The organism is Microbulbifer sp. ALW1, from assembly GCF_009903625.1.
In the GTDB taxonomy this organism is placed as follows: domain Bacteria; phylum Pseudomonadota; class Gammaproteobacteria; order Pseudomonadales; family Cellvibrionaceae; genus Microbulbifer.
Genome location: NZ_CP047569.1, coordinates 3,979,240 through 4,002,445, shown reverse-complemented (window position 1 = coordinate 4,002,445; position 23,206 = coordinate 3,979,240). Strand labels below are relative to the sequence as shown.

At 60.0% G+C, this 23,206-nt stretch carries 18 protein-coding genes; 9 read left to right on the top strand and 9 right to left on the bottom strand.

Translation table 11 applies throughout. The features are described 5' to 3' along the window. Window positions 1–200: 200 nt before the first annotated feature. On the bottom strand, window positions 201–1,718 hold the full coding sequence (locus GRX76_RS16575) for a succinylglutamate desuccinylase/aspartoacylase family protein (RefSeq protein WP_160154316.1): 1,518 nt from the start codon (window positions 1,716–1,718) through the stop codon (window positions 201–203). 143 nt (window positions 1,719–1,861) lie between these two features. Continuing rightward, entirely contained in the window at window positions 1,862–3,226 is a 1,365-nt protein-coding gene (locus GRX76_RS16570; RefSeq protein ID WP_160154315.1) for an MATE family efflux transporter, read from the bottom strand. Window positions 3,227–3,375: 149 nt separating this feature from the next. On the opposite strand from GRX76_RS16570, the gene GRX76_RS16565 reads away from it, so the two are divergent. Next, on the top strand, window positions 3,376–4,002 hold the full coding sequence (locus GRX76_RS16565; protein ID WP_160154314.1) for a DoxX family protein: 627 nt from the start codon (window positions 3,376–3,378) through the stop codon (window positions 4,000–4,002). Window positions 4,003–4,129: 127 nt separating this feature from the next. Beyond that, window positions 4,130–5,635 (top strand): ATP-dependent RNA helicase RhlB, encoded by a 1,506-nt coding sequence (rhlB, locus tag GRX76_RS16560; protein WP_160154313.1) that lies wholly within the window; start codon window positions 4,130–4,132, stop codon window positions 5,633–5,635. Between the two features lie 88 nt (window positions 5,636–5,723). On the opposite strand, the gene cysZ is transcribed toward rhlB, so the two are convergent. The 6 genes from cysZ to gatC all read right to left on the bottom strand — a co-directional run bounded on the left by cysZ (window position 5,724) and on the right by gatC (window position 11,958). Further along, window positions 5,724–6,653, bottom strand: coding sequence for a sulfate transporter CysZ (cysZ, locus tag GRX76_RS16555; protein ID WP_160154312.1), 930 nt, complete (start codon window positions 6,651–6,653; stop codon window positions 5,724–5,726). A 4-nt stretch (window positions 6,654–6,657) separates the two neighbouring features. Then, complete coding sequence (locus tag GRX76_RS16550) at window positions 6,658–6,954, bottom strand: PA4642 family protein (protein ID WP_160154311.1); 297 nt, start codon at window positions 6,952–6,954, stop codon at window positions 6,658–6,660. A gap of 15 nt (window positions 6,955–6,969) precedes the next feature. After that, entirely contained in the window at window positions 6,970–8,535 is a 1,566-nt protein-coding gene (locus GRX76_RS16545; protein WP_160154310.1) for an amidase, read from the bottom strand. 144 nt (window positions 8,536–8,679) lie between these two features. After that, window positions 8,680–10,131 carry an Asp-tRNA(Asn)/Glu-tRNA(Gln) amidotransferase subunit GatB gene (gene gatB, locus GRX76_RS16540; RefSeq protein ID WP_160154309.1) on the bottom strand — a complete coding sequence of 484 codons (1,452 nt, stop codon included), beginning with the start codon at window positions 10,129–10,131 and terminating at the stop codon, window positions 8,680–8,682. An 11-nt stretch (window positions 10,132–10,142) separates the two neighbouring features. Next, a complete protein-coding gene (gene gatA, locus GRX76_RS16535; RefSeq protein WP_160154308.1) occupies window positions 10,143–11,606 on the bottom strand; it encodes an Asp-tRNA(Asn)/Glu-tRNA(Gln) amidotransferase subunit GatA in 1,464 nt (487 codons plus the stop codon). 64 nt (window positions 11,607–11,670) lie between these two features. Further along, on the bottom strand, window positions 11,671–11,958 hold the full coding sequence (gene gatC, locus GRX76_RS16530) for an Asp-tRNA(Asn)/Glu-tRNA(Gln) amidotransferase subunit GatC (protein ID WP_160155031.1): 288 nt from the start codon (window positions 11,956–11,958) through the stop codon (window positions 11,671–11,673). A 374-nt stretch (window positions 11,959–12,332) separates the two neighbouring features. On the opposite strand from gatC, the gene GRX76_RS16525 reads away from it, so the two are divergent. From GRX76_RS16525 to GRX76_RS16495, 7 genes are all read left to right on the top strand, one after another. Further along, window positions 12,333–13,367, top strand: a complete 1,035-nt coding sequence (locus GRX76_RS16525; protein ID WP_160154307.1) for a rod shape-determining protein — start codon at window positions 12,333–12,335, stop codon at window positions 13,365–13,367. A 107-nt stretch (window positions 13,368–13,474) separates the two neighbouring features. After that, window positions 13,475–14,305: a rod shape-determining protein MreC gene (mreC, locus tag GRX76_RS16520; protein WP_282450215.1), complete on the top strand. Its 831-nt coding sequence runs from the start codon at window positions 13,475–13,477 to the stop codon at window positions 14,303–14,305. Window positions 14,306–14,310: 5 nt separating this feature from the next. Further along, complete coding sequence (gene mreD, locus GRX76_RS16515) at window positions 14,311–14,790, top strand: rod shape-determining protein MreD (RefSeq protein WP_160154306.1); 480 nt, start codon at window positions 14,311–14,313, stop codon at window positions 14,788–14,790. A 229-nt stretch (window positions 14,791–15,019) separates the two neighbouring features. Continuing rightward, window positions 15,020–15,685, top strand: coding sequence for a nucleoside triphosphate pyrophosphatase (locus GRX76_RS16510; RefSeq protein WP_236250435.1), 666 nt, complete (start codon window positions 15,020–15,022; stop codon window positions 15,683–15,685). Between the two features lie 13 nt (window positions 15,686–15,698). After that, window positions 15,699–17,186 carry a ribonuclease G gene (gene rng, locus GRX76_RS16505; RefSeq protein WP_160154305.1) on the top strand — a complete coding sequence of 496 codons (1,488 nt, stop codon included), beginning with the start codon at window positions 15,699–15,701 and terminating at the stop codon, window positions 17,184–17,186. Window positions 17,187–17,234: 48 nt separating this feature from the next. After that, a complete protein-coding gene (locus GRX76_RS16500) occupies window positions 17,235–21,638 on the top strand; it encodes a YhdP family protein (RefSeq protein WP_236250434.1) in 4,404 nt (1,467 codons plus the stop codon). A gap of 204 nt (window positions 21,639–21,842) precedes the next feature. Continuing rightward, the gene (locus GRX76_RS16495) at window positions 21,843–22,682 is read left to right on the top strand and encodes a hypothetical protein (RefSeq protein WP_160154304.1); all 840 of its coding nucleotides are present in this window, start codon (window positions 21,843–21,845) and stop codon (window positions 22,680–22,682) included. Between the two features lie 198 nt (window positions 22,683–22,880). Here the strand turns inward: GRX76_RS16495 and GRX76_RS16490 are convergent, their stop codons facing one another. After that, window positions 22,881–23,162, bottom strand: coding sequence for a peptidylprolyl isomerase (locus GRX76_RS16490; RefSeq protein WP_160154303.1), 282 nt, complete (start codon window positions 23,160–23,162; stop codon window positions 22,881–22,883). Between the last annotated feature and the right edge of the window lie 44 nt (window positions 23,163–23,206).

Sequence of the window (23,206 nt, the reverse complement as noted above, 5' to 3'; positions counted from 1 at the left end):
ATACTTTGGGCTGGGCTGGGCTGGGCTGGGCTGGGCTGGGCTATCTAGTAGGGCTAGCGGGGAATTGGATGCCCTGGGGATGGCGGGTGGAGTGAGGCGCGAGTCAGGTGCTCAATTCTCCCATCCATGGGGATTGTTCCGCGAGGCCCCTCTCGCGGAGGGGCTGATGGGCTTGTCAAAACGAATAGGCGCTGAATTAGTCAGTCCTCCTCGCTCTCCTCATCGTGATCGGTAGCCGGCTGGGTTTCATCCAGAGACTCGGCCGCCGGTGTATCGGCTGACGTTGCCGCATCCTGCGGTGCCGGCGTTTCTTTACTGGCTGGTGCAGCGGCGTCATTAACCGGCTCCGCTTCAGCAGTCACTTCCTCCGGTGCCGGGATCTGTTCTTCCGGTGCCTGAATACCGATGTGGTAAGCAGCAAACCCCGGTTGTACTACCTGGTTCATGGCCATGCCGAGAATGCGCCCGTTGTACTGGGAGCGGATCTCCTTGCGCACATTGGTAATCGGGTTGGTAACGGTGCCCAGCAGGTCGCCTTTGCTGACAAATTCTCCCAGCTGCACCTTGCTGAAAATGATGCCGCCGGTGGTGGCGCGCTGCCAGGTGGAGTTGTAGTAGACCGGTTCCGGCTCGCCCCAGAGACGGAACTTGTTGACCATGCCCAACTGGTTGAGCAGGGTGCGGATACCCTTGACGCTGTGGCTGACCGAGAGTTCGTCCAGCACCATGGGTGCGCCGGCTTCCAGGGTGACGGTGGGGATACCTGCGTCAACGGCGGCGCGGCGCAAGGTGCCACTGGCGCCGTCGCTGTGCAGGACCACGGTGGAGCCGAAACCTTTGGTGAGCTTCACCACCTTGGGATCGCTGAGGTCGCCGCGCAGCTGAGGCAGGTTGGTGCGATAAAAAGATCCGGTGTGCAGGTCGACGATGGCGTTGCAGTGCACTACCACTTCGTCAAAAAACGAACGTGCAATACGTGAAGCGGAGGAGCCGTTTTTATCGCCCGGGAAGTGCCGGTTGAGGTCGCGGCGGTCGGTCAGGTAGCGGGAGCTGCGGTGAAACCCCTGCATATTCACAATGGGGACGCCGATCACTGCGCCCTTGAGGGTTTCCGGGTTCAGGTTGTACATCACCCGGCGCACGGTTTCGATACCGTTCAATTCATCGCCGTGAATGGCCGCGGTAATGCACAGGGTCGGGCCTGTTTCGGCGCCGTTCACCACCAGCACCGGTGTGGCACTGTAAACGCCCTCGAAGTGCTGGCTGGGTGACCAGGGCAGGCGGGTAGAGGTGGCCGGTGGCACTTCCGCACCGAGTATCTGCAGTGCCCGGCCCACGGGTGCTGCCGGCTGTTCCTCTGGGGTGGGCTGCGGTTCGGCAGGTTCCTGCGGCGGCGAATCCGTGGTGGGCTCGTCTGCCGGCTCCGCTTGTGGCGGTGTCACCAGCTCCTGTTCGGAAACCGGCTTGTCCAGCTCAATACTTTTTGCCTGCGGCATCGCCGGCTTGTCCTGGGTATCGGAATCCGTTGCGGCGTCGGTGGTCAGCTGCTTTTGCTGGGTTGGCGCCGTTTCTGCGTCGCTCTGAGGTTCGGGCTTTTCCGGGGTGGGTTGTGCGCTCTCCTGCGGCGCTCCGAATTCGTCGGATTCTTCCGCAATCAGGTGGGCGGAAACACTGCTGAGGCTCAGCAGCAGGGAAAGGCTCAGAGAGCGACAACGCATGAAATGCTCCGTTGACGGTTAAAAAGGCGCATTAACAGATGTATGAACAACTGGCGCCGAAGATGCAGAGGTCAGGTTGGTGAGAGCGCGAGTATAGCCAATCGGTTCCCGGCGAATTGCGCGATATTTGGCGATTTTCGCAATCAGCCTGTGGCCGGTTTCACAGCCAGGGCCCGGAAGCTGGTGCGTTTCAGGCGCAACAGTAGCAACACCGCGGCAGTGCCGAGGCCGATACAGATGCCGGTCCAGTATCCGTAGACCCCCCAGTACTGCTCTCCCAGCCAGTAAGCGCTTGCCAGGCCTACCAGCCAGTAGGAAAACAGCTGCAGGTACATGGGTACCCGGGTGTCCTTGTAGCCTCGCAGCGCTCCCCAGGCCATGGCCTGGGTGACATCCACCAGTTGGAAAGCGGCAGCGAGCAACAATAGGTTACTGGCGATGGCAATAATGTCCGGGTTTGCGGTGTAAGCGAGTACCAACAGATCCCGCAGGGCGATCAGTGCTATGCCCGTGAACAGGGCGTATACAAAGCCACTGCTGACCCCCACGATGCTGACAAAACGCGCGCGTTTGGGTCTCTTCTGGCCGAGTACCTGCGCCGTGCGAATGCTGACGGCCTGTGCCAGCGCCAGTGCAACCAGGTAAAAGGTGGAGCCGATACTCAGGCCAATCTGGTGGGCGGCGACAATGGTGGCGCCGTAGGATGCCAGCAGCAGGGTCAGGCTGGCGAAAAAGGTAACCTCACTGGCGGCGCCGATGCAGATGGGCATACCTACCGCCAGCAGGTGCCGCAGAGTAGGCCAGTGCGGTCGCGGTGGCAGCAGCTTGAGATCCAGGGCGCGGTAAGCGGGATCGCGCCCCGCATGCCAGTAAAGGGCGATGGCAATACACCAGCACACCAGGCTGGTGGCCCAGCCGCAACCGGCACCGCCCATGGCCGGGATCGGCCCCCAGCCAAATACGAACAGCAGGTCCAGCGGGATATTGAGCGCCGCCGCAGCGAGATAAATCCGCATCACCGGTCGTACCTGGCCCATTCCCTCGCAGTAACCCCGCAGTGCACTGCCGAAGGCGAAGGGCAGGGTGCCGGTCGACAGTGCCAGTAAATACTGGACCATCACCTTGCGCACCGGTTCTTCGGTTTGTACCCACTGGCTCCACAGTGGGGCTGCCAGCAGGGCCGCCGCGACCAGCAAGCCGCCGACCAGTGCAATCCATACCGACTGACTCATCTGCTGGGCACAGCCCTGTTCGTCACGGGCGCCGCGCAGGTTGGCCACCACCGGTGATATCGCCGCCAGCATACCGATCAGGGTCACCGCACACACCGCCCAGATGCTGGATCCGAGGGCCAGCCCCGCCAGATTGATCTCGCCGGACTGGCCGGCGACGATGGTGTCGGTAACACCCATGCTCACCACCGCCAGGTTGCTGACCACCAGTGGGCCGCCGAGATTGGCAAGGTGGCGCAGCTCGGTGGCTGTGGCGCGTCGGTAGAGTCTTGGCATGGGGGGACTACGGCTGGCTAAACTGTTGGGAGCTGACTTGGCGCTGAGGTTTACTCGCCCGGATTGCACTAGCCAGGACTGTAAGAATCCTGGGTTGGCTCCGACCAGTTCACTATGGCAAATCAGCCCGGCATACGGGGGAGCGAATTATGGATGGCAGCAACAGCGGGTTCAATCGGATTTACCGGCGTTTTCTGAATCTACTGCGGCCGCTGGAGGGTTTGGGGCCCTTGGGGTTGCGTCTGTTCCTGGGGCCTATCTTTATCCTGGCCGGTTTCAACAAGCTGGGCAGTATTGAGGATGTCGCCGCCTGGTTTGGCAATCCGGACTGGGGCCTGGGACTGCCGGCACCGGTATTGTTGGCCTGGCTGGCGGCATTGACCGAATTTCTCGGCGGTATCGCCCTGGTGCTGGGTTTGGGGGTACGTCTCGCGGTGATTCCGCTGATGTTCACCATGGCGGTGGCGGCAGTGACAGCCCACTGGCAGTACGGTTGGCACGCACTGCCGGAGCAAACACTGACGATGCCCTGGGAGTGGCGCAAGGATCTGATCGAAGAGGCGCTGGTGCGCAAAGAGAAGGCGGTGGAGCTGCTCAAGGAGCATGGAAACTATGCGTGGCTGACCGAGGCCGGCAACTTTACCGTGCTGAAGAACGGTATCGAGTTTGCGGCCACTTACTTCCTCATGTTGCTGGCGCTGCTGTTCACTGGTGGCGGACGATTTTTAAGCCTGGATTACTGGGTTGCCCGGCGGCGAGGGCTGTTGGAAAACTGACCCGGGTTGCTGTTAGTCATTGGGACCCTTAAACGGACTCAAAAAACGGGCTCAAAGGCGCTATAGCTTTATCTATGCATATAGATGGTATACTCGCTGAATATTTGATCATTAAGCGAGTATTCCGTTGATAGGTAAGTTCTTCCGCCGTTCGTCCGACAAGCCTCAAGCGCCCTCAGAACCCAAGGCCACCAGCTCCAAGCCTGATCGCGAAGTGTCTTCTGAGTCCCGAGAAGAGGGTAAGTCTGGCGGCGGTCGCCGGCGCAATCAGCGCCGCAGCGGTGAAAATACCCGCTCTCGTAAGCCGGCCCCGGCCAAGCCTTGGAGCCTGGACGAGTTTCAGGTGGAGCCCCAGGAAGGCAAGGTGCGTTTCCACGATCTGGATCTGCCCCTGCCACTGATGCACGCCATCTCTGATCTGGGATACCAGTACTGCTCGCCAATCCAGGGCAAGTCTCTTCCGGAAACCCTCAACGGTCACGATCTGGTCGGTAAAGCCCAGACCGGCACCGGCAAGACCGCCGCCTTCCTGATCACTGTCATCGACGACCTGCTTAAGCACCCCTTTGACGGGGAGCGTTATGCCGGTGAAGCCCGCGCCCTGATCATTGCGCCGACGCGGGAGCTGGTGATGCAGATTGCCGACGACGCCAAAAACCTGTGTAAGCACACGGATCTGGAAATTCATACGCTGGTTGGCGGCATGGATTACCAGAAGCAGCAGAAGGCGCTGAACGAGCGCTTGGTGGACATTCTCGTCGCCACCCCCGGTCGCCTGCTGGACTTCGTCAGCAACCGCGATTGCTTCCTGGACCAGACGGAAATCCTGGTGATCGACGAAGCGGACCGCATGCTGGATATGGGCTTTATCCCCCAGGTGCGCCGCATCGTGCGCCAGACCCCGCGCAAGACCCACCGCCAGACCATGTTCTTCTCTGCCACCTTCACTCCGGAAGTGGACGATCTGGTAGAGCAGTGGACCACCGACCCCATCATTGTGGAGATCGAGCCGGAGCGCGTGGCGACCGATACGGTTACCCAGCACGTATACCTGGTGTCGGGCGAGGAAAAATACCCGCTGCTGTACAACATCGTGCGTCAGGACGATGTGGAGAGTCTGATTGTCTTCGCCAACCGCCGCGACCAGTGTCGCCGGCTGCACGAAAACCTGATGGCCCACGGGATCAATGCCGGCCTGTTGTCGGGCGAAGTCGCCCAGAACAAACGTGTACGCACCCTGGAAGATTTCAAAACCGGCAAATCCAAGGTGCTGGTTGCTACTGACGTGGCGGGCCGCGGTATTCATATCGATGGCATCAGTCACGTGGTGAACTACACCCTGCCGGAAGAACCGGAAGATTACGTGCACCGCATTGGCCGTACTGGCCGCGCCGGCAAGAGCGGCACTTCCATCAGTTTTGCCTGTGAAGACGACGCCATGCGTCTGGAGCCCATCGAGCAATTGCTGGGTAACAAACTGAAATGCGAGGTGCCGCCGGAAGAATTGCTGGAGCAGCCGCCGAAAGTGCATGTGAAGCGCAATTATCCCGATCGGGATGAGCGCGGTGGCCGCGGTGGTAATCGCAGCGGTGGTGGCAATCGCCGTGGCGGCGGTGGTCGCCCCCGTCGATAAATTGTACTGAGTCGTACGATCAAAATTCGGTTCGTACGGTTAAAACAAAAAACGCGGGAAATTCCCGCGTTTTTTGTGTCTGTAAAGTTTATTGGTCCGGGCCCTCAATGCCTTTGGGCCATTTCTTTTTTGCCGTTGCCGGTGGTGTTTCTACCGGGATACTTTTTTCATTTGTCCCTTTCCCGTTTGCCCCTTTTCCATTTGGTCCTTTGCCGGGGTCACCATCGGCCCAGATTCTCTCGACCCAGAGTGCGGTACCGCCAGCCACTGCTGCGGGCATCACAAAGATATTCAGTACTGGCACCATCTTCGCCAGCATTACGCTGCCGCCGAAACCGAGGGTGGTGAGCTTCTTGCGCATCAGCACACGTTTCAGTTCGCCAAAGGAGCGCTGGTGGTTGTCCAGCGGATAATCCACATACTGGATGGCCATGCACCAGGCGCCCCAGAGGGCGGTCAGTATTGCAGGAATGAACACGGTCCAGCTGGTGAGCAGGGCAATGATGAAGATCACTATGCCCCAGCCGATGAAATACATCAGCTTGCGCAGCTCGCGCCCAAGGGTGCGGAATACCATGCTGTGCAGTGCTTCCGGGGGTGGGGGGTGTCCGGTGAGTAGCTCTTCCACCTTTTCGGCGAGAAGGCCGTTAAAGGGGGCCGCGATGATGTTGGTGATGATGCCGAACAGGTAGCCATACACCATGAAGAACAGCAGCACCACGGCAATCGCAATCAGCCAGGCCAGCCACTGGAACATACTGGCAGCCCAGTCCGCTCCTTTGGCCAGTATCGCGCGCCACCAGGACATGTTGGAGGTGTCGACGGGGGTGTCGGAAAGCAGGCTGCCGATATAGCGGCCGAGATCGTCGAACTGGCTGATCATCATGGCGCCCAGTGCGATAAACAGCACCAGGTTGATCAGCAGCGGAATGATGATGAATGGGCGCAGCTCCTTCCGGGTGAGCAGCTGCGCCCCCCGGACCAGTGCATTGACGCCGTGTACCGGGTTGGAGGTCATGGTGTTACTCGGCCCCGGCTGCGCGCAGGATATCGGCGTAGTCTTCGCCTTGCGCGTGTTCGCCAATGCGCGCCAGCAGAGTCTGGCCTTCCGGGCTCTGGCTGTTCAGGTCCAGGCCCTGCTCCTTGAACAGGCGCACAAAGGTCTCAAAGTTCTCCGCTTTCATACCGCGGTAGGCGCGCTCCAGCAGGTAAAAGTCGCGGTTGAAACCCTCTGGTGCATCCCCCTCCAGAAATCCGGCGATACGCGCATCGTCGAACACTTCACCGAGAACTTTCTGTTTGTCTTTTTTCAGGCTCATAGTTACTTCCTTCTGTCATTTGAGGCCGGAAACGGCCAGCGCGGGATCACCGCTCAGGAAGCGGGGTTCCCGGCGTTGGCGGCTGGACTGTTCGTAATTGTATGCGGCGCGGATTAGCCTGTCTTCCTGGTTGGCGCTGGCAAAAAATGAAATGCCCACCGGCAGGTGACGCACGAACCCCATGGGGACGGTGATATGGGGGTAGCCCGCAACGGCAGCAGGCGTGGTGGCCGAGCCGGTAAAGTGATCGCCGTTGATGTGATCGATTTTCCACGCCGGACTTACAGTCGGCGCGATCAGCAGATCGACCTTGTGTTGCGCCATGGTGGCGTCGATGCCCTGTTCCCCGGCCAGCTTTTTCAGCTGTGCCGCGTTTGCGGCAAACTCTTTTTCCTCGCGGCCTGCCGATGCCTGTGCCATTTCAAAAATTTCCTGGCCGAAGTAGGGCAGCTCTGCGGTGGAATTTTCCTTATTGGCGGCAATCAGTGAATCCAGGTCTTTGTATTTTGTTGTCGCTGTCGCCAGGTAATCCTTCAGTGCATCCTTGAAGTCCCATGCGAGCATTTCAAACTCAAGCTCGTGGATTTCCGGGAGGGTAGTGATATTGGCGTTGTCGACAATCGTAGCGCCCTGTTCGCGCATAACCGCCAGTGCCAGTTCGAAAGCGGCATCGGTTTGCGGGCTGTAGCCCATCAAGTTCCTGACCACACCGATACGCATGCCCTGCAGGCCCTGAGGTTGCAGAGCATCGACAAATTTCGTGGCGCTGTCGAAGCTGTCGGGGTCGCGATCGTCCTTGCCGGTCATGGCATCGAGCAGCAGTACCGCGCCGGTCACCGTGGTGGCCATCGGCCCTGCAGTGTCCTGTTGCGCAGAAATGGGAATGATTCCGGAGCGGCTGATCAGCCCGAGGGTCGGCTTGATGCCAACGATGCCATTCACTGCGGCGGGGCAGGTGACAGAGCCATCTGTCTCGGTGCCGACCGCCAGGGGCACCATGCCCGCCGCGACTGCGATCGCGGACCCGGAACTGGAACCGCAGGGGGAACGGCTCAGGTCGTAGGGGTTGCGGGCCTGGCCGCCGGTGCCACTCCAGCCACTGGAGGATTTGGTGGAGCGGAAGTTGGCCCATTCACTGAGGTTGGCTTTGCCGAGAATGAGCGCGCCATTTTTTTTCAGCTGTTCCACCAGAAAGGCATCGTGACCGGGGATGTTGTCCTTGAGCAGTATTGAACCCGCGGTATTGGGCAGCCCGTCGCTGGTGTCGATATTATCTTTGAGGAGAACGGGAATACCGTGCAGGGGGCCGAGGATCTGGCCATCCCGGCGGAGTTTGTCGAGGCGTTGGGCCTCGCTCATGGCAGAGGGGCTCAGTTCAATCACGGCGTGCAGCTGCGCATTCAGTTGCTGAACCTGCTGGCGATAGCGATTGACCAGTAATTCCGAGCTTGTGGAGCCCTGCTCGAGCGCCGCGCGAATTTGCGAGGTGGTTGCATATTCTCCCTGTGCCTGGAGGCCGGTGGCCGCGAGAGAGAGGTAGATCGGAAGTAACGCGGTAGCCAGGTGTTTTATTGTTTTCATGGGGCTCTTCCTACGGTGACAGTGTGATGAGGTCTGTAATTAGATATGTAATTAGATAGTTCCGGAAAATAAGCCGGGGATGGGTACCTCTTGCAGTGCTGCAAGCCCCGGGCCACTCCGGGACTTGCAGGTTTTTCATATCCGTTACAGCAAGGCGTCCAGCTTTTGCTTGAGGATCTGGTTGATCATCTGCGGATTTGCCTGTCCCTTGGAAGCCTTCATAATCTGGCCAACGAAGAAGCCCATCATTTTCGGGCGCTTGTCCGGATCGGCATTGCGGTAGTTCTCCACCTGGGCGCCAGATGCGGCAATCACATCGTCCACCAGTTTTTCGATGGCACCGGTGTCGGAAACCTGTTTCAGCCCTTGGGCTTCAATTACCGTATCCGCATCGCCGTCACCATTCGCCATTGCCTCGAACACCTGCTTGGCGATTTTGGAGGAGATGGTGTTGTCCTTGATACGGGCAATAAGGCCGGCCAGGTGCTCCGCGGATACCGGGGAATCCGCAATGGATTTTTCTTCCCGGTTCAATAGTGCCGCCAGCTCGCCCATCACCCAGTTGGCCGCCAGTTTCGGTTCCCCGGACTTGGCTGCTACCAGTTCAAAATAATCCGCGGTGGCGCGCTCCTGGGTCAGCTGATCCGCATCGTAAGCCGAGAGGCCGTATTCGCTTTCAAAGCGCGCGCACTTGGCATCCGGCAGCTCTGGCAGCTCACCGCGCACCTGTTCGATGTACTCGTCGGAGAGTACCACCGGCAACAGGTCCGGGCAGGGGAAGTAGCGGTAATCGTTGGCCACTTCCTTGCTGCGCATGGAGCGGGTTTCGTTTTTGTCGGAGTCGTACAGGCGGGTTTCCTGCACCACTTTGCCACCGTCTTCGATCAGGTCGATCTGGCGCTGAGCCTCGACCTTGATCGCCTTCTCGATAAAACGGAAGGAGTTGATGTTCTTGATTTCGGCGCGGGTGCCGAGCTTTTCCTCGCCTTTCAAACGCACGGATACGTTGGCATCGCAGCGCAGGGAGCCCTGGGACATGTCGCCGTCGGAAATACCCAGGTAGGTGACGATACTGTGGATCTTTTTCAGGTAGGCCACAGCTTCGGCGGCGCTGCGCATATCCGGCTCGGAGACGATTTCAATCAGCGGAGTGCCGGCACGGTTGAGGTCGATGCCAGACATTCCATGGAAGTCTTCGTGCAGTGATTTGCCCGCGTCTTCCTCAAGATGTGCGTGGTGCAAACGCACGGTTTTACTGCTGCCATCTTCCAGGTGAATCTCGATTTCACCAGAGCCCACAATGGGTTTTTCCAGCTGGGTGGTCTGGTAGCCCTTGGGCAGGTCCGGGTAGAAATAATTTTTGCGCTCGAACACCGAGCGTTTGCCGATTTCGGCATTCATGGCGAGGCCGAACATCACCGCGTAGCGGAACGCCTCTTCATTGGGTACCGGCAGGGTGCCGGGCATGGCGAGATCAATCGCGCAGGCCTGGGTGTTCGGCTCGGCACCGAATGCGGTGCTGGCGCCGGAGAAAATCTTTGATTGGGTGGAGAGCTGTACGTGTACTTCCAGCCCGATGACTACTTCCCATTCCACGTCGTGTCTCCTTATTTCCGCAATTCCGCTGCCGGGGCTGTTTTTTGATGCCAGTCGCTGTTCTGCTGGAACTGGTGCGCCACATTCAGCATGCGCGCTTCATCCAGGTAGTTGCCGGTGATCTGCAGGCCGACGGGCAGACCGTGGGCAAAACCGCAGGGCAGGGACATGCCGGGCAGGCCTGCCAGGTTGGTGGCGATGGTGTAGATATCTTCCAGGTACATGGCCACCGGATCGGCATTTTTTTCGCCCAGCTTGAACGCGGGGTTGGGCGCGGTGGGGCCCATGATCACGTCTACCTTGTTGAAGGCGTCGACGAAATCCTGCTTGATCAGACGGCGGACCTGCTGGGCCTTGTTGTAGTAGGCGTCGTAGTAACCGGCGGACAGGGCATAGCTGCCGACCAGAATCCGGCGTTTCACTTCCTCACCGAAACCCTCGCCGCGGGAGCGCATATACAGGTCGCGCAGGTCTGCGGGGTTCTCACAGCGGTAGCCGTAGCGCACACCGTCAAAGCGCGACAGGTTGGCGGAAGCCTCCGCCGGTGCGATGACGTAATAGGCGGGCACCGCGAGATGGGTGTGCGGCAGGCTGATTTCCACCAGTTGCGCACCGAGCTTTTCGTATTCCTTCAGCGCATCCTGCACCCGTGCGCCAACTTCGCTATCGAGACCTTCACCGAAATACTCTTTGGGCACGCCGATCTTGAGGCCGGCAATGGTGTCGTTCAGGTTGGCGGTGTAATCCTGCTGCGGGCGGTCGAGACAAGTGGAGTCTTTTTTGTCTGCACTGGCCATGACGGACAGCATCAGCGCCACGTCTTCCGCGGTGCGGGCAATAGGGCCACCCTGGTCGAGACTGGAGGCAAAGGCAATCATGCCCCAGCGGGATACGCGGCCGTAGGTGGGTTTGAGGCCGGTAGTGCCGGTGAGTGCCGCCGGCTGGCGGATAGAGCCGCCGGTATCCGTGGCGGTAGTGCCCGGCACCAGCTGCGCGGCAACCGCCGCCGCGGAACCGCCGGACGAGCCGCCCGGCACCCGCTCCAGATCCCAGGGGTTCTTGACCGCACCGTAAAAACTGGATTCGTTGGAGGAGCCCATGGCGAACTCGTCCATATTGGTTTTGCCCAGGCTCACCGCACCGGCCTGCTGGAAGTTATCCACAACGGTGGCGTCGTAGGGGGGCACGAAGTTGTCGAGCATTTTGGAGCCGCAACTGGTGCGTACACCACTGGTGCAGAAGATGTCTTTGTGGGCGATGGGCACGCCGCACAGGGCCGGGGCGTCACCCTGGGCCAGGCGGGTATCGGCAGCGGCGGCATCGCGCAGGGCCTGCTCGCCGGTGACGGTAATAAAACTGTTGTAGTGGCCGTCCAGCTGCTGGATGCGTTCCAGCAGGTGACTGGTAATCTCGACACTGGAGAATTGCTTGTCGCGCAGACCGCGGATGATCTCGGCGATGGTCAACTGATGCATGGGAAATCCGGTTTCTTGTCTATTCTGTATTCGCTTGCGGGTGGCCGGTTGGTCGGGGATCTGATCAGTCGATGACCTTGGGCACCAGATAGAGACCTGCCTCGGACTGGGGGGCGAGGGCGATGAATTCTTCGCGACGATTGGGCTCGGTGACCTGGTCCCTGCGCAGTACCTGGACTTCGTCCAGGGGGTGGGCCATGGGCTCGACGCCATCGGTATTGACGGCCTGGAGCTGGTCCACCAGCTGCAGCACGTCGCCCAGGCGGCTGCTGACTTCGTCTATGGTTTCTTCGGAGATGGCGATGCGGGCCAGCTCGGCCAGTTTTTCTACGGTTTGCGCGTCCACGGCCATGGGGTAGAGACTCCAGCTTCTCATTGGCTAAATTGTGGCCAGGCCCGAAATCTGGGGCCGGCAGGGAAAAAGAAGGAGCGCAAATTTACCATAACTATGGGGGAATCTCTTTATGCTTATTATTCAGCCTTGCCCTCAACCCCCGCCGTTGTTAGAGTTTGCCGATTCTGGCCAGAGCTCTGAGACATCTGGCTTATTTGACGAAGATCGGACAAAAACGCTGTCCGGAACACAGAATTATTTGCGCGGACTAATTACCCTGTAACGCTTCCCTCAACCGGGGGCGCTGGCAGGGGGCCCGGTCAGCGCTATGCGGCACCTGAACCCGATTCCACTTCAGGTGTTGTACTTCAAGATTAAGGTAACCGAATTCCATGTTTAAACGTTTGCGGGGCATGTTCTCCAGTGATCTCTCTATCGACCTGGGTACTGCCAACACGCTGATCTACGTGCGCGATCGCGGCGTAGTCCTCGACGAACCCTCTGTTGTAGCCATTCGCCACTATAACGGCACCAAAATCGTGGAAGCGGTCGGTGTAGAAGCCAAGCGTATGCTGGGCCGTACCCCGGGCAACATCACCGCCATTCGTCCGATGAAGGACGGGGTTATTGCCGACTTCCAGGTGACCGAAAAAATGCTGCAGCACTTCATCAAGAAAGTGCATGAAAACAGCTGGATGCGCCCCAGCCCTCGCGTGCTGGTGTGTGTGCCCTGCCAGTCCACCGAAGTGGAGCGCCGCGCAATCCGCGAGTCTGCCCTCGGTGCCGGTGCCCGTGAGGTGTGGCTGATCGAAGAGCCCATGGCTGCGGCCATCGGCGCGGGTATCAAGGTAGAAGAAGCCAGCGGTTCCATGGTGGTGGACATCGGCGGTGGTACCACCGAGATCGCCATCATCTCCCTGAACGGTGTGGTCTATTCCGACTCCGTGCGTATTGGCGGTGACCGCTTTGATGAGGCCATCGTCAATTATGTACGCCGCAACTACGGCAGCGTCATTGGTGATGCCACTGCAGAGCGGATCAAGGAAGAGATCGGTTGTGCCTACGCCGGCAGTGAAGTGCGCGAAATCGACGTGCGAGGTCGCAACCTGGCGGAAGGGGTGCCGCGCAGCTTCACCCTGAACAGTGATGAGATTCTGGAAGCGCTACAGGAGCCGCTGTCCGGCATCGTGCAGGCGGTGAAAAGTGCGCTGGAGCAATCTCCCCCCGAGCTGGCTTCCGATATCGCCGAGCGCGGTATGGTGCTGACCGGTGGTGGTGCGTTGCTGCGGGACCTGGATCGCCTGCTGATGGAAGAATCCGGCCTGCCGGTGATCGTTGCCGACGACCCGCTGACCTGTGTTGCCCGCGGCGGTGGCCAGGCGCTGGATATGATGGACAAGAGCCGCCTGTATCTGGTTTCCAACTGATATCGAGCGCAAAGCGGCGGCACAGGACCGGGTGCCGCCGAATCTATACACGCAGGGACTTGCGTGCACGAACAATAAAACACCGTCTTTGACCTGTTAATGGGGAGCTGCCCATTAAGCCGCTATTTACCCGAGGCCCGTCTCCGGAATCCCGCATCATCGTGCTGGGACTGGTGGCGGCTGCGCTGATCGTTATCAATCTCTACACCGATTGGCTGGATCCGGTGCGCGAGCGCCTTTCCAGTCTCGCCGCGCCTTTCTACTGGATCACCGGTACGCCCTCCCGAGTCGGGGACTGGGCGGAGGAAACGCTGCGTACCCGGGAAGAGTTGGAAGAGGAAAACGGCCGCCTCAAGCACCAGGTCATGCTGCTGGAGCAGCAGACCCAGCTGCTGGCGGCGGTGCGTGCGGAAAATACCCAGCTGAAAGAGCTGATGAACTCGGCCGAGAGTGTCGACCAGCGGGTACTGGTAGCCCAGGTCATCGGCGTTTCCCCCGATCCCCTCGAGCATGTGTTGATTATCGACAAGGGCCGCAGCGATGGCATACGCCAGGGCGCGGCCATCATGGATGCCAGTGGCTTGCTGGGCCAGGTGATCGAAGCCGGCGATTTCTCCAGCCGGGTGCTGTTGATCACCGACGCCAACCATGCGCTGCCAGTTCAGGTACTGCGCAACAGCGTGCGCGCCGTGGCCGAAGGTACTGGCGATCTTTACCGCCTCAAGCTCCGCCATCTGGCCAATACCAGCGATATCCGCGAGGGTGACCTGCTTCTGAGCTCCGGCCTTGGCGGGCGTTTCCCCGCCGGTTACCCGGTGGGCGAGGTTATCTCGGTGAAGCGGGATCCTGGTCGCGCCTTCGCAGATGTGGATGTGCAGCCGCGGGGGCTGATGAATCGCAGTCGCTTTGTGCTGGCGGTCATCGACAGTCAGGACTGAATACCATGGATGCCCACAATCGCTGGTTTATCCTGCTTACAATTTTCGTTGCCCTGCTGTTGGCGGTCATGCCTTTGCCAACCAACTGGTTGTGGTTTCGCCCGGCGTTCTGTGCGTTGCTGGTGATTTTCTGGACGACCCGTATGCCTCAGGAGCTGGGGGTGGGCTTTGCCTGGATGGTGGGTCTGGTAGAGGATCTGGTGACCGGGTCCACGCTCGGGGCCCATGCCCTGGCGCTGGGGGTACTGGCCTACTTCAGCCTGCTGACCTATAGGCGCACCCGCGCATTCAACCCCGCCCAGCAGCTGATGTGGGTGTTTGTGCTGGTGGGAATCAATCAATTGTTGGGCAACTGGGTGCACAGCCTCGCGGGCAAGACGGTACCGGGCCTCACCTTTTTGTGGCCGGCGCTGACCACCGCGCTGTTGTGGCCGCTGGTCACACCCTGGCTACACCTGACGGCATCGCGCCTGCAGGTACGTTAGCGGTTCCCGGCTCCTGCATTGGCGCCGGGCGCCACCGGGATTAACCTGCCATTAATGCAGTGCGACTAGAATGCGCCTGCCTGGGCCCGAATCACAGGGCAAAAAACTGTAAAGACCAGCGGTGAGTGCGGTTAATTTTCGAGCGCTGCCGCTATAATCTGGCCCAATGCCGATTCCGTGTCGGCCGTTTGCAGAACATCCAGACCATTAATAACCATAAGTAGTGTCCGTGCCAGACTTTGAACCCCGAGTGCCGCCATCCGATGCGCGGCCACAGCGCCTTATTCTGGCCTCCGCGTCACCGCGGCGGGCGGCGTTGTTGATGCAGATTGGGGTGCCTTTTTCCACCGCAGCGACGGATATTGTGGAAACTCGCTCGCCCGGGGAAAGCCCAAGAGATTATGTTCTGCGTCTGGCAGAGGAGAAGTCGCGCGCGGGCCTGGCGCTGGCCGGTATCGAGGGTGACCGCAACAGTAACCTTTGGTCCCTGGGGGCGGATACCCTGGGTGTTGCCGGTGGCGAGATACTGGAAAAACCCCGGGATTTCACCGATTTTGCCCGCATGATGCGCCTGATGTCTGGAACTGAACACTCGGTGCTCACCGCCATCTGCCTCTCCGGTGCCGACGCCAGCTACCGCAAAGTGGTGGAAACCCGGGTGCGGTTCCGCGCGCTGGACCGGCGCCTGATCGAGGGCTATTGGAATACCGGCGAGCCCGCCGATAAAGCCGGCGGCTACGGGATTCAGGGCATGGGCGCGCTGTTGGTGGAGTCCATCTCCGGCAGTTACAGCAACGTGGTCGGCTTGCCCCTGGAGGCGCTGGCCGGATTTCTGGAGCAGGCGGGTATCGAGTACTGGCAGTTTGACAAGCGGTCAGACGCAGGGATGATTTAGGAGTTACGGCCCCATGAGCGAAGAATTACTCATCAATGTGGCGCCGATGGAAACCCGCGTGGCGCTGGTGGAAAACGGCGTACTGCAGGAAGTCTATCTGGAGCGCACCGCCCGCCGCGGTATCGTCGGCAATATATACAAGGGCAAAGTGGTGCGCGTGCTGCCGGGGATGCAGGCGGCGTTTGTGGATATCGGCCTGGAGCGCGCCGGATTTATCCACGCCTCGGATATTGCCCCATTGGACAAAGACGGCATGGAGTCCCGCGAGGGCGAAGTGGCGGATATTCGCGCCCTGGTGCGTGAGGGCCAGTCCCTGGTGGTGCAGGTGGTGAAAGACCCGATTTCCAGCAAGGGCGCGCGGTTGACCACGCACCTGTCGGTGTCGGCGCGCTATCTCGTGTATATGCCGCAGACCCGACACATCGGTATTTCCAACCGCATCGAGGATGAAGGCGAGCGCGAGCGACTGCGCGCGCTGGTGGATCTGGCATCCGCCAAACTCGAAGAAGAGGGCCACAGCGGTGACGGTGGCTTTATCCTGCGCACGGTGGCGGAAGGGGTAAGCGAAGAAGAGCTGCTGCGGGATATCCCTTTCCTGTACAAACTCTGGAAAGAGCTGGAGCAGCGGGTCAAGGCCGAAAAAGAGCCCGCCATCATTTATGAAGACCTGCCGCTGTTTATGCGCGCCCTGCGCGACCTGGCGCGGCCCCACACGGAAAAAATCCGCATCGACTCCCGCGAGGCCCACGCCCGCGCGGCCAAGTTCTCCAGTAAGTACGCCCCGGAAATTGCCCCACGTATCGAACACTATCCCGGCGAGCGGCCGCTGTTCGATCTCTACGGTGTGGAAGAGGAAATCCGCAAGGCCCTGCAGAACAAAGTCACCCTCAAGTCCGGCGGTTACCTGATCGTTGAGCAAACCGAGGCCATGAGCACCATCGATGTGAACACCGGTGCATTCGTGGGTCACCGCAATCTGGAAGAGACCATCTTCAAGACCAACCTGGAAGCGGCTACCGCCATCGCCCGCCAGCTGCGCCTGCGCAATCTGGGTGGCATCATCATCATCGACTTTATCGATATGCAGGACCCGGAGCACCAGCGCCAGGTGTTGCGCACCCTGGAGAAATCCCTGGAGCGGGACCACGCGAAAAACAGCATTACCGGGGTATCCGAGCTGGGCCTGGTGGAAATGACCCGCAAGCGCACTCGTGAATCCCTCGGCCAGATACTCTGTGAGCCCTGTTCCGTGTGCGCGGGTCGCGGCACCCTGAAAACTGCAGAGACCGTGTGTTACGAGATTTTCCGCGAGATCATTCGTGAGGCCCGGGCCTACGACAGTGACAAGATCATGGTACTGGCCAGCCAGGTGGTGATTGACCTGCTGTTGGACGAAGAGTCTGCCAATGTGGCGGATCTGGAAGAATTTATCCGCCGCCCCATCCAGTTTCAGGTGGAGCCCATTTACAACCAGGAGCAGTACGACATTGTACTGGTGTGACTTGCTACCAACCGGCACCGCCGCGCGCTTACCGCAGGCCTTGGGGGGATGCTCCTGATGCTGTGGCTGCGCTGGTTTGCCCGCAAGTTCTGGTTGCTGGTGGTCGCGATCGTGATCTCCCTCGCGATCCTGGTGCAGACCGGGCGCATTCTGTCGCCCCAAGTCGGCAAATACAGCCCTGAAATTGGCCAGTGGCTGTCCGCTCGCCTGGGCGCTCCGGTTTCCCTCGAGCATATTTCCCTGCGTTGGCAGGCGCTGGAAGTGGCGCTGCAGATCGATGGGCTCAACATCGGTGCCGAGGGGCAGGTCAAGCTGCAGCGGGGCCTGTTTCACCTGGATCTTCTGGCCAGTCTCTGGAACCGCGAGCTGATCTGGAAAAACTTAGAGGTGGATGGCTTTTCGGCGCATCTCGAGCAGCGCGCCGAAGGTGGTTGGCAAGTGCATGGATTCCCGCTGACGGCCAGGCCGGAAGGAGAGCCGAGTTCGACAGCGACGACACGCCTTGGGGATCCCGCGCGGATATTTCAGCTGGGCCCGAAAGTCCTGGTGCGGGATGCCCACATCGGCCTGACCCTGACCGATGGCCAGTCTGCGAACCTGGATCTGCCGGAAATCCTATTGGAAAACAGCGGCAGCTTTCACCGCCTGGTGGCGAAGGCATTCGTGAGCGGTGCCATGGAAAGCCTGCACACTGGTGAAGAGAGCCTGCGTCTGGTTCTGGAAGGGCGCGGCAATCCGCGCCGCGCCGAGGATTTTTCCCTGCGCGGTTATGTGCAGCTGAACGAGTTGCTGGTCGACGCCGATCTGGTCAACCTTCTGTACCAGTTATCCCCACTGCCCGAGAAATTTTACTGGCCGGGCCGCAAGCTGGCCGGGGGGCGACTGTGGCTCAACTCGGATGCCAAGTCGGGCTACAGTCTGCGCGGGGATCTGAGTCTCGCCCAGGTAGCGGCCCCTGACGCGGCACCGGGATCGGAATCTGCGCAGGAATCGGCGCCGGGATCCGTGGGCGCCCTGGAAACCCTGAACGCGCTGTCCAGTAATCTCTCCGGGCGTTGGCGGCCGGGTCAGTCGTGGGAACTGGTATTGCAGCAGCTGGGGCTCAATTGGCAGCAGCTGGAAGTGCCTGACATCAATTTACAGGCCAGTGGCGACCAGTCAGGTAATCTGCAGCTGGCGGTGGATCAAATCGAACTGCAAGCCTGGCACCGGGTACTGCGGGTGCTGGAGCTCATTCCCGAAAAGGCCGACGAGTGGCTGCGGGCGCTGGAGCCCAGCGGCGACTTGCAGAACGTGCGTCTGTCGCGCACCGATGGTGAAGTCTCGGTGGCGGCGAATCTGCATCAGGTCAGTGCCGGTGCCCACCGCGGTGCGCCAGCGGTGTCCGGCGTTAACGGATTCCTTTCTCTCAATGGCCAGGGCGGCTGGGTAGAGCTGGACAGTCACGACGGCTTCAGCGCCCACTTCCCCTTACTCTATGACGCTCCCTTTGCCTTTGCGGCGGCCCGGGGCACCGTTGCCTGGGATATTGATCGCGATCACAACACGGTGTCTGTGTATTCCGGACCTCTGATGCTGGATGCGGCTTCGGGCAAGGCTGCGAACGCCGTAGCGGCCGCTGGCGGAGCTTCTTCTCCTTCGGGCGGAGCCTTTCGCGGCCAGTTCCTGCTGCAGATCCCGCTGGTGCCACACTCCCGCGCGGCCGACTTCACTCTCGCCCTGGGCTTGCGCAATGTGACGGTGACGGACCAGCGCAATCTGGTGCCCACGGTGGTGAGCAGTGATCTGCGCAAGTGGCTGAATGAGAGCGTTGGCCGCAACAACGACGGACAGATTCCCAGTGCCGGGTTTGTCTACCGGGGTTACAGCTACAAAGACGGTGACGACAAGGACTTGCTGGCGCTGGGGCAACACGACTATCGCCAGACGGTTCAGTTACAGGCGGATATCGCCAATAGCAGCCTTAAATATGCCGCCGGTTGGCCCGCCGCAGAAAATGTTCAGGGGCATCTGGGGATCAATGACCGCAATGTTTTGGTGGTGGCGCCCAAAGCACGCCTGTGGCATGTGGATGGGGCCAATGTAGCGGTACGGGTTTCCCCGGAAGCGGAAGGCTCAAGGCTCGATGTGCGGGCACAGCTGGCGGGTCCGGCTGCGGATGGACTGAAGCTGCTGCAGGATTCGCCACTGCGCGACAAGCTGGGTAGCGCCTTTGATCACTGGGCGCTGGACGGGGAGATGCAGGGCAGCCTGCATATCACGCAGCCTCTGGGTGGCGCGCGTTTTGAACCCAGCCAGCAGGTGGATCTGGCGCTCTCCGGCGCCAGGCTGTCACTGCAGAATCTGCGGTTGGACATAGACCAGCTGAATGGCAACGTGCGCTACCACAGTGTCGACGGTCTCAAAGGTTCGAGCTTCCGCGGGCAGTTGTGGGGGCAGCCGCTGCGCGCCACCATTCAGCACCTGGGGGCAGGGGCGGAGCGTGATACCCAGGTGGTGATTCACGGTAAGGCGGAAACCGCGAGTATTGGCGAGTGGAGCCAGCGACCGGAATTGCAGTGGCTGGATGGCGCGCTGGACTATACCGCCCGTATTACCATTCCCGCTCAAGCCAAGGAGAAACCCTACGCGGCGGTGCTGGAGCTGTCCTCAGACCTGGAACAGGTAGCGGTCAACCTGCCGGAGCCACTGAAAAAGCCCGCCGGTGACAAGTCCCGCTTTGTGATGCGGGTGCCGATTGGCGAGCAGGGCAATCTCTACCACCTCAGTTATGGTGAGCATTTGCAGGGGCAAATCTGGCAGGTAGATGGGCAATTGGAGCGCGCGGCCATTGCCCTCAACGCCGAAGCGAAACTGCCGGAGTCACCTGGAATATCCATTATCGGTGACCTGCCGCGGGTGGAATTGCAGCCGTGGAAGCAGGCGCTGACGATCTACTCCGATGCGAAAAACACCCAATCCGCCGCCGCTGCTCAGGCGGTTGCGGCCGATCAGGCACCGGTCGCTGAGGGGGCGGGTAGGCCCCAGCAGCCGGCGGAGGCCAGCGAGCCCGTCCTGCCGATTTCCCTGGACCTGAGTACCGACCTGCTGCAGGTTTCCGAGTCAACCCGCATCGAAAATATCCATGTGCGCGGTCGCGGGCTGGGTGGGGACTGGCAGTTGGCGTTTGATAGCGAAACCGCCGCCGGTGAACTCGCCGGCGCGCTCAACTCCACCACACCACTGAAGCTGTCATTGGATCACTTGCGCCTGCCGGCCCTCAGCAAGGGAAGCGAGAGCGATACCGCAGTCGCAGAAACCTCCGGTGAAACCGCCGATGCCGCCGCGCAAACGCCCGCTGTAGATCGTTGGTCGGGCTTTGATTTTGCCAGCCTGCCACCGGTGGATTTCAGCACCGAGGGCCTGTGGCTGGGGGACGAGTCCATGGGCCCCTGGTCCTTCCAGCTGCGACCTTCGGCGGAGCGTCTGGTGATCAGCGAGATTCGCGGCGCCATGCGCGGTATTCAGATCGAGGGGCGTGGCGAAGGAGAGAATCGTCTCGGTGCGCAGCTGATGTGGATGCGCGATGCGCAGGGGCGGGAGTCGTCCCAGTTTATCGGTCGTCTGCGCGGTGAAGACCTGGGGCAGGTGTTGGAAGCCTGGGGCCAGGAGGCCGCCATGCAAAGCCGCAGCGCCATTTTTGACACCGCTCTGCGCTGGGATGGGTCGCCGGCAATGGTCAACGCCAATGGCTTGTCGGGGGAGATCGGTATTGATATCCGCAACGGCAGCTTCCTGCGCGCCGAAGATAACGCGGGTACATCACTCTTGCGGCTGCTCTCGCTGTTCAATTTCGACACCTGGGCGCGGCGCCTGCGACTGGATTTTTCCGACCTGGTACAAAGCGGGCTGACCTTCGACCGGGTACACGGTGAGGTGTACTTTGAGGGTGATGGTGAGCTGTTGATTGCGGTACCCATTCAGGTTGAGGGGCCCACAAGCGAATTGCAGATGGCCGGACGGGTTAATTTACAGCGCGAAGACCTGAATCTGACGCTGGTGGCGACATTGCCCGTGGGCAACAACCTGGCGTTTGTGGCGGCACTGGCCGGTGGCCTGCCGGCGGCGGCGGGGGTCTATCTGATCAGTAAGGTATTCAAGAAACAGGTGGATCGGGTGGCGAGTGTCAGCTATCGGATCAACGGTGAATGGTCGGACCCGAAGGTGCGATTTGACAAACTGTTCGATGATGGCGCTGCCGGGCGCGAGGGGCAGAACGCGGTCGCTACCTCAAAAGCGCGCAGCGAGCTCGAGATAAAACATCCGCAGCCGATTGCGCCGAAAACAGCGGACTCTGCGCGGGCCAAGGAACCTGTGCCTTCTGGCAGCAAGTTCAGCGGTGGTGTCGATGCGCGCCGGGGCGAGGGTGCGGTTACTGAGAACGCTGCGCCGCGGGATTGGGGCGCCGGCTGACCGGGGCAGGCTCGCCGTTGCGCCGCAGTGGCAAGGTGACCGGAAATGCCGCGCTTGTCAGCTTTTGGCGAAAAAATGCCCGTCAGTAGTTGCAAAAACCGAACAATTATTCGATATTTGCGTTTCTCATCACGATTCGCATAACCACTCTCGCTGCGGAGAGTCGGGAAAAATAATAAACACGCTATCAGAGGTGCGTCGCCAATGTCTGAGGTGGTCTCTTTGGCCGGGATTCCCGTTAATCGTTACACGCTTTTTCGTCTCTTCAAGTACACCGTTTACTTCCTGCTGACTTATAACGTCTACGCCTTCTTCCTGGAAAACCATGCGGCGGCGGGCACGGTATTCGCCGATGGTGTCAGCATCGGAAAAATCATCGAAGCCTACAATGATTCCATCGATACCCTGGCCTGGGTGTTGCTGCTGTTGGTGTTTGAGCTGGAAACCTGGGTGTTGTCCGATGAAAAGCTCAAGGGATCTACCAAGTGGCTGCTAAACGGCATTTCCGTTTTCTGTTATGTGTTTATCGTCTACTCCTTCTACGGCTATGTTTCTGAGATGGTGTCCCTGACCCATCTGCTGCCGGTGACGGAAAGCGCCTGTGATCTGGCGGCGAGCGGTGGCTGGTCGATGGTGTTGGAGCAAGATGATTATGTGGCGCTGACCGCGGCCAATTGCGGTTCGCTGGCGGATGCCCATCTGCTGCGTCTGGCGGATGCGCAGATTGTGGGTGATGCGGCGGTGTGGCGTGAGATTCAGTGGCTGGCGTGGGTGGATGTGATCAATGCCGGTGCCTGGCTGCTGGTGGTGGCGATTCTGGCCTTTGACGTCTGGCTGCAGCTGCGTCACCAGCTGTCTGATTCCATCATGCGTTATTCCCAGGTGATCAAGGGGTTGTTGTATTTCACCTTGCTGCTGTGCGCCATTTACTGGGGTGTTAATGGCAGTTTCCTGGATTTCTGGGATGCGTTCCTGTGGCTGGTGGCCTTCTTCTTTATCGAAATGAACCTGTTTGAGTGGCAGGCTGAGACCAGCGCTGAGTAACTGCTGCTAAATTGCCTTGGTGGCGGTGTCGCTGCCGAGTACAGCCTTGCGAGACTCGAGCTAGGCGCTCCCCCTCAACCCATCCATGGGGGCTCTTCCGCGAGGTCCCTCTCGCGGAAGGTCTCGCAAGGCTGTACTCGGCATCGACGCCTTCGCTTCTGAATTCAGTGCAATGAACTGAAGTCAGGAGCGGATAAATCAATCTTTACGGCTGGTGACTTCTAACAGGTGATAACCAAACTGGGTTTTCACCGGGCCGTGCACCTTGTTCAACTCATCGTTGAATACGACCTTGTCGAATTCCGGCACCATCTGACCCTGGCTGAACTCACCCAGATCACCGCCGCTGCGGCCGGAAGGGCACTTGGAAAACTGCTGGGCAATTTTGCCAAAGTCGGCACCATCTTCGATCTGCTTTTTCAGATCCAGGCACTGGGCTTCGGTTTCTACCAGAATGTGGCGGGCTGTTGCTCTAGGCACGGGATTCTCCCTTATCTATAAAAATGAAATTTCCTGATGAGTGG

Coding starts and splice junctions, on each gene's coding strand:
- GRX76_RS16500 (WP_236250434.1), top strand. CDS start 17,235: ATGCTCCTGATGCTGTGGCTGCGCTGGTTTGCCCGCAAGTTCTGGTTG.
- GRX76_RS16575 (WP_160154316.1), bottom strand. CDS start 1,718: ATGCGTTGTCGCTCTCTGAGCCTTTCCCTGCTGCTGAGCCTCAGCAGT.
- gatC (WP_160155031.1), bottom strand. CDS start 11,958: ATGGCCGTGGACGCGCAAACCGTAGAAAAACTGGCCGAGCTGGCCCGC.
- cysZ (WP_160154312.1), bottom strand. CDS start 6,653: ATGACCTCCAACCCGGTACACGGCGTCAATGCACTGGTCCGGGGGGCG.
- gatA (WP_160154308.1), bottom strand. CDS start 11,606: ATGCATCAGTTGACCATCGCCGAGATCATCCGCGGTCTGCGCGACAAG.
- GRX76_RS16570 (WP_160154315.1), bottom strand. CDS start 3,226: ATGCCAAGACTCTACCGACGCGCCACAGCCACCGAGCTGCGCCACCTT.
- GRX76_RS16565 (WP_160154314.1), top strand. CDS start 3,376: ATGGATGGCAGCAACAGCGGGTTCAATCGGATTTACCGGCGTTTTCTG.
- GRX76_RS16550 (WP_160154311.1), bottom strand. CDS start 6,954: ATGAGCCTGAAAAAAGACAAACAGAAAGTTCTCGGTGAAGTGTTCGAC.
- mreD (WP_160154306.1), top strand. CDS start 14,311: ATGGATGCCCACAATCGCTGGTTTATCCTGCTTACAATTTTCGTTGCC.
- GRX76_RS16495 (WP_160154304.1), top strand. CDS start 21,843: ATGTCTGAGGTGGTCTCTTTGGCCGGGATTCCCGTTAATCGTTACACG.
- GRX76_RS16545 (WP_160154310.1), bottom strand. CDS start 8,535: ATGAAAACAATAAAACACCTGGCTACCGCGTTACTTCCGATCTACCTC.
- rng (WP_160154305.1), top strand. CDS start 15,699: ATGAGCGAAGAATTACTCATCAATGTGGCGCCGATGGAAACCCGCGTG.
- GRX76_RS16525 (WP_160154307.1), top strand. CDS start 12,333: ATGTTTAAACGTTTGCGGGGCATGTTCTCCAGTGATCTCTCTATCGAC.